Source organism: Halovibrio sp. HP20-59 (assembly GCF_033052795.2).
Classification (GTDB): Bacteria; Pseudomonadota; Gammaproteobacteria; order Pseudomonadales; family Halomonadaceae; genus Vreelandella.
Genome location: NZ_JAWJUW020000005.1, coordinates 274,695 through 284,240, shown reverse-complemented (window position 1 = coordinate 284,240; position 9,546 = coordinate 274,695). Strand labels below are relative to the sequence as shown.

The 9,546-nt window shown below is 54.4% G+C and carries 12 protein-coding genes; 6 read left to right on the top strand and 6 right to left on the bottom strand.

Annotation, left to right across the window (positions count from 1 at the left end; all coding sequences use genetic code 11):
* Positions 1 to 279: 279 nt before the first annotated feature.
* Positions 280 to 1,404 (bottom strand): GGDEF domain-containing protein, encoded by a 1,125-nt coding sequence (locus RZA33_RS08535; RefSeq protein WP_317507422.1) that lies wholly within the window; start codon positions 1,402 to 1,404, stop codon positions 280 to 282.
* Positions 1,401 to 1,931, bottom strand: a complete 531-nt coding sequence (locus tag RZA33_RS08530; protein ID WP_322976195.1) for a hypothetical protein — start codon at positions 1,929 to 1,931, stop codon at positions 1,401 to 1,403. Before RZA33_RS08530 ends, RZA33_RS08535 begins: the two co-directional genes overlap by 4 nt.
* 206 nt (positions 1,932 to 2,137) lie before the next feature.
* Here RZA33_RS08530 and RZA33_RS08525 point away from each other — a divergent pair, with 206 nt between their 5' ends.
* The 5 genes from RZA33_RS08525 (at position 2,138) to RZA33_RS08505 (ending at position 4,923) form a co-directional block, all read left to right on the top strand.
* Positions 2,138 to 2,281 (top strand): hypothetical protein, encoded by a 144-nt coding sequence (locus RZA33_RS08525; protein ID WP_317507420.1) that lies wholly within the window; start codon positions 2,138 to 2,140, stop codon positions 2,279 to 2,281.
* A 289-nt stretch (positions 2,282 to 2,570) separates the two neighbouring features.
* Entirely contained in the window at positions 2,571 to 2,999 is a 429-nt protein-coding gene (locus RZA33_RS08520) for a hypothetical protein (RefSeq protein WP_317507419.1), read from the top strand.
* An 18-nt stretch (positions 3,000 to 3,017) separates the two neighbouring features.
* A complete protein-coding gene (locus RZA33_RS08515) occupies positions 3,018 to 3,371 on the top strand; it encodes an HAD family hydrolase (protein WP_317507418.1) in 354 nt (117 codons plus the stop codon).
* 86 nt (positions 3,372 to 3,457) lie between these two features.
* A complete protein-coding gene (locus RZA33_RS08510) occupies positions 3,458 to 3,955 on the top strand; it encodes a hypothetical protein (RefSeq protein WP_317507417.1) in 498 nt (165 codons plus the stop codon).
* Between the two features lie 35 nt (positions 3,956 to 3,990).
* Positions 3,991 to 4,923, top strand: a complete 933-nt coding sequence (locus RZA33_RS08505; RefSeq protein WP_317507432.1) for a 2-dehydropantoate 2-reductase — start codon at positions 3,991 to 3,993, stop codon at positions 4,921 to 4,923.
* Positions 4,924 to 4,934: 11 nt separating this feature from the next.
* On the opposite strand, the gene RZA33_RS08500 is transcribed toward RZA33_RS08505, so the two are convergent.
* A complete protein-coding gene (locus tag RZA33_RS08500; protein ID WP_317507416.1) occupies positions 4,935 to 5,525 on the bottom strand; it encodes a LysE family translocator in 591 nt (196 codons plus the stop codon).
* Positions 5,526 to 5,627: 102 nt separating this feature from the next.
* On the opposite strand from RZA33_RS08500, the gene RZA33_RS08495 reads away from it, so the two are divergent.
* Positions 5,628 to 6,077 (top strand): Lrp/AsnC family transcriptional regulator, encoded by a 450-nt coding sequence (locus tag RZA33_RS08495; RefSeq protein WP_317507415.1) that lies wholly within the window; start codon positions 5,628 to 5,630, stop codon positions 6,075 to 6,077.
* A gap of 32 nt (positions 6,078 to 6,109) precedes the next feature.
* Here the strand turns inward: RZA33_RS08495 and mmsB are convergent, their stop codons facing one another.
* From mmsB to RZA33_RS08480, 3 genes are read right to left on the bottom strand one after another with little or no spacing between them, the layout of a single operon-like run.
* A complete protein-coding gene (gene mmsB, locus RZA33_RS08490) occupies positions 6,110 to 7,012 on the bottom strand; it encodes a 3-hydroxyisobutyrate dehydrogenase (protein WP_317507414.1) in 903 nt (300 codons plus the stop codon).
* A gap of 41 nt (positions 7,013 to 7,053) precedes the next feature.
* Positions 7,054 to 8,169 carry an enoyl-CoA hydratase/isomerase family protein gene (locus tag RZA33_RS08485; RefSeq protein ID WP_317507413.1) on the bottom strand — a complete coding sequence of 372 codons (1,116 nt, stop codon included), beginning with the start codon at positions 8,167 to 8,169 and terminating at the stop codon, positions 7,054 to 7,056.
* 39 nt (positions 8,170 to 8,208) lie between these two features.
* Entirely contained in the window at positions 8,209 to 9,363 is a 1,155-nt protein-coding gene (locus RZA33_RS08480; protein ID WP_317507412.1) for an acyl-CoA dehydrogenase family protein, read from the bottom strand.
* Positions 9,364 to 9,546: the final 183 nt, after the last annotated feature.

Genomic DNA, 9,546 nt, shown 5'->3' with positions numbered 1-9,546 from the left:
ACCAAAAGGCTTGAGTGGGATTGAGTTCACGGCTCATGATGATCTCCAAAGCAAAAGAGACCACCAGTGTGATCAGCGAAGATACGCTTCGGTAGATGTGTTTTGTGGATCGCTTACTATCTAACTGATAAAATACTTATCGATAAAGATATTGGCCTACATAAAACTAGGGAAATATCAACACGGACTAATGGAATATTTTTATGTGATTTGTTGAGCATAGCCAGAAAATATAAATTGCTTTTGAAGCCTATAACAACAGGCTGGTCTATGCTGCCCCTAACCGACTACCACCCGATTGCGACCGTGAGTTTTCGCTTGATACAGGGCTTTGTCTGCACGCGCATAAAGATGCTTAAAGGTAGCTTCGTTTTGGTATGCTATTGCCACTCCTACACTCACCGTTACTGAAGTGGCAACGCCTAATTGTTGCTGTGTCAGATCGCTCACTTTTTGACGCAGACGTTCTGCTAGTTTCATGGCACCATCCACATCTGTATCCGGCATCAAAACACAGAACTCTTCACCTCCGATCCGAGCTAACACATCAATTTCGCGAGCTTCATCTTTTAGCGCTCCGGCTAATACCTGAAGTATTTGATCACCGGTAGGATGGCCAAAGGTGTCATTTATATATTTAAAATAATCAATATCAATAAGAATCAAACCCAGCGGACAACCACTGCGCTGGCTTTGTTTACAAAAGCTTTCTGCAAAACTCAGTAAATAGCGACGATTGCCTAATTTTGTTAGTTCATCAAACTGGCTAAGTTGCATCACCTTATGGTGCTCGCGCTTGAGCCTAAACAACGATATTAAAAGTCCCACTACTAGTAGCAGGATCATAAAAACCAGCACCAATATAATGCCCCCCAGGCGCTCCATGACAATACGCTGTTTGGCTGCTTCTGAATGCACCAGTCCTTCAAGGATGCTGTAAGTCAACGCCAAGTCATTTTCGATCACTTGGCCCTGATCCAGAAACTTTTCGGGTGAGTCGCCTGAGATAATTCCATCAAGCTGATGCCGCATATCAGACAGACGGTTCTTAACTTCCTGTAACTCTTCTAGAGAGGCGTGATAATCTGATTTTGAAAGCTTATTGCTCTGCAGACTAAAACTGATCCCATCAATATGCTGGGGTATTCGCCATAGAAGATTCTCCAGGCTACTAAAAACGTCAGGGTCTCCAGGGCGTTCGCGCAAATCCTCCAGGGCGTTTCGAAACATAACAGCATGAGACTGAGAGCGTACAACGACTGCTGCTAGCGAGGTGTAATTAGACCCCATGTACTGACGAGCATTTAAATTATATAACGCAATGGCAATGGCAATAATGCACGTCAGCAGAGAAAAACCTAACACCAGTTGCCAGCCTATTGACTTGATGGCCCCCAACTTCATTGGACGATGATATCTCGAATCGACCAGACCCAATGGGTCATATTGGCGGTTCCCGCTTCAACAAACTCTGCCTCAGCCGGAACAATCAGCATAGTAGGTCCAAAATCGGTCAGCGTTAAGGGCTCTCCGTCGAGCCGGGTAACGAGAAGGTAATCCCGTTCTTCAGGATTTATAAAAGCGCTGTAATCGTCATGAGCGATGAAACGCAGCGTCGCCGTTTCATCAACATCTTGTGCAGACAACAGATCTTTAAGCCACACGCCTGCAAAACTTCCTTGCGGACCTTTGAAGTGCTGCACAGTTGTGGCATGAAGTGGCAAGGATTCAATTTCAGCACGGCTAATGAAACGACGTTCTGCCTGAGCATCCACCATCATCAATATGGGAGACTCATCTTGTGAAGGAACAAAAGTGCTTGGGACGGGCTCAGTCTCAGTCGCCTGTAACGTTGTAGCAAACAAATTCAGCGAGACTGCCAATAACCACCATATATATTTTCGTAAGCCAAACGATAAAAAACTTATCATACTTTCAATTACTCACTGAAAAAAATCAACAATATCCCTGAACATCACTCGCGGAATAAATTATATTCGACACATATTGTATTAATATATAGTGTACTGCTTAAGGTAGGTCAAAATTATTAACGAGTGATAATTCCTTTGACGGTAGGTGTCAAACCTATCGCTTAGCCTGAACCCAAGTGCCCATTGAGAAGGACGATGCGTCTATGACCATTACCGCCTCCTTCGACGTGACGCACATCGCCGAGATCTTAAAAGCCGCTATCAAGCGTGCCAATAACGGCCTCGACGAAGCCAAGGAGACAGGTCGGAATCGCATTATCATTCAAGAGATGTACTGGGACCTTTAGGCATGCGCTATTCATGGTTTCCCTCTAACAGGTATTAGATGGCGCATTCTATGATTGAATGAAAGTGCTGGCAATTCATTCCGGCAAATGCAGCCTACCAGACTCTCCCAAGCCTTTGATTCTTGATCTGTTAATTTCCCGTTAGAATGCATAGCCAAAATTCACGCTCCTACTGCATTTCCAAGAATGACCGCTCAGGGTCGTTAGAGGACAAAGCGTTTACCGCTACGCTGAAGCCATCGATGGCTGATACACTTTCGCCAGCCAAATTTAGTCACCGAGTTTACCGATGCCAGTCGTTGACGATAATGTCTCAAAACCTCCCGTATTGCTATTCGACGTATTTAAAACGCTGTTGCTGTTCGACGGCGATCACGTTGATGATGCCACTTTCGCGCACCTCACCGGTTGGCTGCGCTATCGTCAGATAGCGATCACCCCACAGGCACTGAAGCGCCTCTATGTGGCTGTCACGCAGGCACAGCTTGCCGCAGCGCCCGGTCAGCCACCGGATGTAGACGCACTCATCGTCTGGAATGCCGTTTTGACCGAACTCAGCGTCTTCCAGGTACGACGTCGGGAGCTAGCCGTCGAGTTGGCACTGGTCTATCGTCAGATCACCACCCGCCAGATCGATGTCTGGCCTGGCACCTTCGAGATGCTCGACGCCTGTCGCGGCTTTCGCTTGGCTATGGCCTCGAACACCAAGCGTGCCTAAACCGAACCAGAGCTGCGCATGCCCAGGCTGTGGGACTATTTCGAACGAGTGATATCCAGTTCCGACGTCAAGGCCTGCAAGCCCGATACCGCGATTTTTCGGCGCGCCCTGGTTGAGCTCGACGTCACGCCCAGCCAGGTGATTTACATCGGTGACAATCCCTACGACGATGTGCTCGGCGCAGGGCTGCTAGGAATTCCCGCGATCTTGCTCGAGCGTGACACGCCGGCACCGCCAAATGTCGAGCTTCCGACGCCGCTGGCCCGAGTCGCAGACGGTGATCCGGGAGCCGTAGCGCGAGTGCCGACGGCCAGTGTCCAGGCCTATTACAGGAGCGCAAAACCGATTTTCAAAAGTTCCATTTACAGCTGACCGAACTGAGGAGCGGCGACGATCCCGCTCGAACTCCACTGCACCTGTCACGGCGGCATCGTGAGGCGGCCGATATTTATCGTGCGTTGTCGGCGCACTGGGCGTCCAATGGAGCGACCCGCGACGCTGGCTGGGCCTATTATCAAGCACGACGGCTAGAAACCCAGGCGCAGCGTCCTGACAACGTGCTTCATCGGCGGCGTTGCGAGCGAGTCAAGGGACCAAGCGAACTCACCTCGCCGGGCATCGTGCTTGGCACCATGCGATGGCTTAACGGCACCCTGGCTGGCTTAGTAGCCGGCTATGGCGAGAGTCCGCTGCGCGTGGTGGGCGCGATGTTGGCGGTGGTAATGGCCTTCGCCATGGCGTACCTAGCGCTGGGTGTTACAGGCGTCTCAACCGACCCACTTTGGTTACGCGTCACGAATGCGTTACTGTTCAGTACCCAAGCAATGACCGCTTCGCTTGATGCCGATGTGACCCGGCGCTGGCTACGCTGGACGGCGACACTTCAGACCACCGCTGGAATCACGCTTTTGGGGCTGTTGGGTTTCTGCTTGGGAAACCGTGTGCGCAACGCGTGACGTAACTGAATAACATGCTGATGACATATTCGACAATGACTTACCACTGGATACTTGGTCCCGGCGCCATTGGTCGCCTGTTGGCACATTCGCTCACGCCGCTGGCGGCTGTCACGCTGATTGGCCGCCGTTCGCTGCCTGGGCAGCAAACGCTGACCACGCCGGAAGGCAAGACGCTGGGTCGTCTACTCAATTCGCTCACTGTAGCCGATTTGGAGGCTGACGCCCGTGAAGCGCCCGCTTTTGTGCATATCACCACCAAGGCGATGGCCGCTGAGGCGGCGCTTGAGAGCATCGCGAGTGTGATCTCCCCCACTACCCCGCTGGTGCTGTGGCAAAACGGCTTTTTGGCGCAGCCGCGTATTACTCAAGCGTGGCCGGGGCCGGTGCTGTGCGCGACCACCACGGAAGGCGCGTATTTAACAAGTGATAACGGCGTGGTGCACGCGGGGCGCGGGGCGACGTTTGTGGGTGATTTAAATCATCAGTATGGAGAGCTTTCACAAACGCTTGCCGAGACGCTCACGCAGGCCGGGCTTGCCACCACAGCGGTGGACGATATTCGTAGCCGTCTATGGCAAAAGCTCGCGGTAAACGCCGCGATTAATCCGCTGGTGGCGCTGCACGGGGTGCGTAACGGTCAACTGAGTAGCGAGGCGTATGCCGGCCGTGTCCAGGCGGTGGTGAAGGAAGTCGCGGCGATCATGCAGGCTGAGGGCATTCAGCCGCCAAATGATGGGCAAGGCGAAGCCGCATGGTTGGCGTTGGTTTGGCAAGTGGTGGAGAACACCGCCCGAAATAAGGCCTCGATGCTGCAGGATGTGGAGGCCAAGCGCCCTACCGAGCGCGAAGCGATTTTAGGGCCGTTGATTGAGAACGCCCAGCGCCATGGCTTGCCGTATGACGTCCTGCAGGTGCTGGATGCCGATTTAGCGACGCTGGAGGCCAGCTACCTGAACGCTCGCTAAGCACGAATGCCCTAGGCCAGTACTGGGTAAAGCGAACCAATCAGCAGCAACGCCATGGTGATATTAAACGCTCGATTACGCAGAGGGCTGGTCAACCATTGGCGCACCACCAGGCCCAACCAGGCCCATACCGAAATCGCGGGAAAACTCACCATAGCGAACACACTTGCCACCAGCACGACCGATAGAAGCGTATGGTCCGGCGCGTAGAGCGTAATCGCCGAAAGGCACATCGCCCAGGCCTTGGGGTTCACCCACTGAAAGGCAGCCGCCTGCAAAAACGTCATGGGCGTGCCTTTTTCATCTGTCGCTTTTAGCGGCGCGGCGTTGGCTACTTTCCACGCCAGCCAAAGCAGATAGCCAATAGAAACGGCTTGCAGCAGCGTATTGAGTACCGGGTACCTATCAAAAAGCGTCATCAACCCGCCGCCTACCACCAGTACCATCACACTCACGCCCACCATAATGCCCAGCATGTGCGGCAAGGTTCTTTTGAACCCGAAGTTTGCGCCCGACGCCATGAGCATTAGGTTATTGGGCCCTGGGGTCACGGTGGTTACAAACGCAAAGGCCGTTAAGGCAGCAAATACCGATATGCTCATTGATGCTGTCTCTTCTGATTAAGTATGCGTAGAATTTTACCGGCTTACACCCGCAATTTTTCGCCTAATATCCACTTAGATGACCATTATTCACAATAAAATATGAAATTAGACTCAGTTGACAGGAAAATATTGCACGAGCTAAAACGCGATGGAAACCTCAGCAATGTTGAACTTGCCAAGCGCGTTAACTTGTCCGCCTCCGCGTGCCTGCGCCGCGTGCAAGAGCTTGAAAAAAACGAGGTCATCCTCGGGTATCGTGTTATGACAGCGCCAGAGGCGATGGGGAGAGGCTTTGTGGCCTATGTCACGGTGGGGCTGGCATTGCATACCAAGGCGGCTCAGGAGGGCTTTGAACGGGCGATGGCCGTGGCGACGGAAGTGGCGGAGTGCCACAACATTGCAGGCCCGTTTGAGTACCTGCTACGCGTTGAAACCCGAGACCTCGCCAACTACAAGCGCTTTCACACCGAGGTACTCGGCACCCAGCCTGATGTCAGCGCCATTTCCACTCTCATCGTGATGGGCTCCCCCAAAGACGAGCGCGGCTAGTCTCGAGCGACAAACCCATCATCGCTTGCGTATCAGGCGTTGCTGTCATTGTCCTGATAAAAGCGCATCAGGCTCGAAAAGTCGAGCTTGCCGTTGCCGTTGGCCTTGTGGAAGGTGAACAGCGAGCGGGCGGCGGAGCCCATGGGCACCGGCGAGGCGCTTAGCTGGCTGACGTCCATGGCAAGGCCCAGGTCCTTGATCATCAGGTCAACCTGAAAGCCGCCCTGGTAGCCCTTCGAGGCCGGGGCATTTTCCATCACGCCGGGGTAAGGGTTATACACGTTGAGCGCCCAGTTGCCGCCGGAGCTTTGCTGCATGATTTCTGACAGCACTGCCGGATCCAGGCCGTTCTTGACGCCCATGTTGATCGCCTCGCAGGTGCCCGCCATGAGGATCGACAGCAGCATGTTGTTGCACACCTTGGCAATCTGCCCGGCGCCGTGGTCGCCCGCGTGGAAGATGTTTTTACCCATCGCGCCTAGCACCGGCCTGGCCTGCTCGAACTGGGCATCTGAGCCACCGACGATAAACGTCAGCGTGCCCGTCTGAGCGCCGCCTACCCCGCCGGACACCGGCGCATCCACAAAGCCAATACCCTTTTCAGCACCGATGGCGGCCACCTGACGGGCGGTGTCGGCATCGATGGTCGAACAGTCGATCACCAGCGCGCTTGGTTTGATGACGTCGAACAGCGGCGCGTCACCTTCCGCGTAAAGGCCCATGACGTGCTTGCCGGCGGGCAGCATGGAGATCACAAAATCCGCCCCCTCGGCAGCTTCCTGTGCCGAGAACGCTACCTCGCAGCCGTTTAACTTAGCGGTATCCAGGGCATCTGGAGAAAGATCAAAAGCGCGCACGCTGAAGCCTGCTTTGTGCAAATTAGCCGCCATGGGGCCGCCCATGTTGCCTAAACCAATAAATGCTATCGTCGCCATTGGTATTGTCCTTATGATGGGTTGATAGATGGTTAATAGCGTTAACGTAGATCTTCCAACGGGCTTTTCGCCCAGGGAGACGCTAACAGCTGATTGATAAAGCGCTCTTCTACCGAGGCCACATCCGGGTACGTCCAAGCGGGTTGGCCGTCTTTGTCGACCAACAGCGCGCGCACCCCTTCGGGGAACTCGCGGTGGCGGCAACATTGCACCGAAAGCGCCAGCTCGGCTTGAAACACCTCCGCCAGCGACATGTGCTTGGCACGCTTGAGCTGCTCATCAATTAATTTAATGGAAACCGGGCTACCGTGAGCCAACGTCTTCTGTGCTTTGCTAAACCACTGGTTGTCGCTTTTTACCGCCGCAATGGCCGAGACGATTTGCTCGACGCTGTCGTGGTCCATCAACTCGCGAATCAGCGGTGAATGCTGGTAAACGGGTGCTTCCAGTTCAGCGAACACGGGCTGCGATGTTTGCTCCAGCTCTCGCATAATGCGGTTGACCACGCCGTTGGCATCGGTGCTCTCGCCTTTTCCCCAGCGGGCGTCGGTGAGCTGTTGCACCAAGGCATCACGGTGGTAGCTGGCAATCGCCCGGTCGGCCAGCCCCAGATGGACGGCATCCGGGGCGTTGATTTGACTGCCGGTCATGGAGAGAAATCGCCCGGTGCCATTGGGCAGGCGGTTCAGGAACCAGCTGGCACCCACATCTGGATAAAGCCCAATAGTGACTTCCGGCATTGCCAAGCGCGAGGTCTCGGTCACTACACGATGGCTGCTCGCGCTTAGCAGGCCCATACCGCCACCCATGACAATGCCGCTGCCCCAGCAGATCACCGGTTTGGGGTAGGTGTGCAGCGCGTAATCCAGCCGATACTCGTGCTCAAAAAACTGGGTAGGGAAATTTGGGTCGCCCTCGCCTTGTATCGCTTTATACAGGCTGACCACATCGCCACCGGCGCAAAACGCTTTGTCGCCGGCGCTATCCAGCAGTACCGCCACCACGCGTTCATCGTCCCGCCAGTCGGCCAGGCGTGGCAGCATTTCCTCAATCATTTCCAGCGTCAGCGCGTTGAGCGAACGCTCGGCATTGAGCTTAATTTCGGCGATTACATGACCATCGTGGGTGGGGTGTTCAATAAACACTACGCTACTCATCGGCATTCCTTGTTTGTTACTGCTGTCTCGTCTCTGACGCTAAAGCTCCGTAGCCCCTTCAGCCAGTACCCGGCGTGAGATGATCAGCCGCATGATTTCATTGCTGCCTTCAAGAATCCGGTGTACCCGGGTATCGCGCACGTAGCGTTCCATGGGGTACTCCTTAATATAGCCGTTGCCGCCGTATAGCTGCAGCGCCTCATCGCATACGTTAAAGCCTACGTCTGTGGCAAAGCGCTTGGCCATGGCGCAGTAGGTCGGTGCATCTGCGTGGCCCGCATCTAGCTTGGTCGCTGCCATGCGTACCAATTGCCGAGCAGCGACCAGCTCGGTGACCATATCAGCCAGACGGAACTGGAGCGCTTGAAACTCGGCTAGTCGCTTACCGAACTGCTGACGTTCCAGCATATAGTCGCGCGCTTTATTAATCGCCTGCTGGGCAGTGCCGATAGAACAGGTAGCAATGTTGATACGCCCGCCATCCAGACCCTTCATAGCGATTTTAAAGCCATCGCCTTCGTTGCCGAGCATTTGTTGCGCAGGAACCCGCACGTTTTCAAACGTAATCATACGCGTGGGCTGGCTGTTCCAACCCATCTTCTCCTCCTTGCGCCCATAGCTGATGCCGCCTGCGTTGGCATCCACGGCGAAGGCGGAAATCCCGGCCGCCCCCTCGCCGCCGGTGCGCGCCATCACCACCAGAACGTCGGTGCTGCCTGCGCCGGAAATAAACATTTTGCTGCCGTTGAGCAGAAAATCATCGCCGTCACGCTTGGCGGTAGTTTTTAGCGATGCGGCATCAGAGCCTGAATTGGGTTCAGTTAAACAGTACGAGCCCAACAGCTCACCGGTGGCAAGCTTCTCGCCCCACTTTTCAAGGGTGGCAGGCGTGCCGAAATCGGCCACCATCCAGGTCACCATGTTATGGATGGTCAGGTACGCCGTGGTAGAGGTACAGCCCATCGACAGCTGCTCGAAAATGATGCTGGCGTCCAAGCGTGAAAGCCCCAACCCGCCCACACTTTCCGGTGCGTAAAGTGAGCAGAAACCCAGCTCGCCAGCTTTACGGATCACCTCGACTGGGAAGAAAGCTTCTCGGTCCCACTCGGCGGCGTGGGGCGCTAGCTCGTTTTGGGCAAAGGCGCGGGCCATATCGGCAAACGCAACCTGATCTTCACTAAGCTCAAAATCCATGGCGACTCTCCAGGAATGCGCTTGCGCACTGGCTGTTGTAGTTGTAGCTGTGGTTGTAATGCAGCAGCAGCTTCAATTGACGTTTACGTTAACTTATCCATTTACATGACCATAAGCAACATACTCGCACTTGCGACCTTAGACGTAGGGATAAATGAATAGGAACAAAGCGCCAATCGTCGC

Bases quoted from the DNA above. Each gene is read 5' to 3' on its own strand.
- RZA33_RS08535 (WP_317507422.1), bottom strand. From the start codon at position 1,404: ATGAAGTTGGGGGCCATCAAGTCAATAGGCTGGCAACTGGTGTTAGGT.
- RZA33_RS08530 (WP_322976195.1), bottom strand. From the start codon at position 1,931: ATGATAAGTTTTTTATCGTTTGGCTTACGAAAATATATATGGTGGTTA.
- RZA33_RS08525 (WP_317507420.1), top strand. From the start codon at position 2,138: ATGACCATTACCGCCTCCTTCGACGTGACGCACATCGCCGAGATCTTA.
- RZA33_RS08520 (WP_317507419.1), top strand. From the start codon at position 2,571: ATGCCAGTCGTTGACGATAATGTCTCAAAACCTCCCGTATTGCTATTC.
- RZA33_RS08515 (WP_317507418.1), top strand. From the start codon at position 3,018: ATGCCCAGGCTGTGGGACTATTTCGAACGAGTGATATCCAGTTCCGAC.
- RZA33_RS08505 (WP_317507432.1), top strand. From the start codon at position 3,991: ATGACTTACCACTGGATACTTGGTCCCGGCGCCATTGGTCGCCTGTTG.
- RZA33_RS08500 (WP_317507416.1), bottom strand. From the start codon at position 5,525: ATGAGCATATCGGTATTTGCTGCCTTAACGGCCTTTGCGTTTGTAACC.
- RZA33_RS08495 (WP_317507415.1), top strand. From the start codon at position 5,628: ATGAAATTAGACTCAGTTGACAGGAAAATATTGCACGAGCTAAAACGC.
- mmsB (WP_317507414.1), bottom strand. From the start codon at position 7,012: ATGGCGACGATAGCATTTATTGGTTTAGGCAACATGGGCGGCCCCATG.
- RZA33_RS08485 (WP_317507413.1), bottom strand. From the start codon at position 8,169: ATGAGTAGCGTAGTGTTTATTGAACACCCCACCCACGATGGTCATGTA.
- RZA33_RS08480 (WP_317507412.1), bottom strand. From the start codon at position 9,363: ATGGATTTTGAGCTTAGTGAAGATCAGGTTGCGTTTGCCGATATGGCC.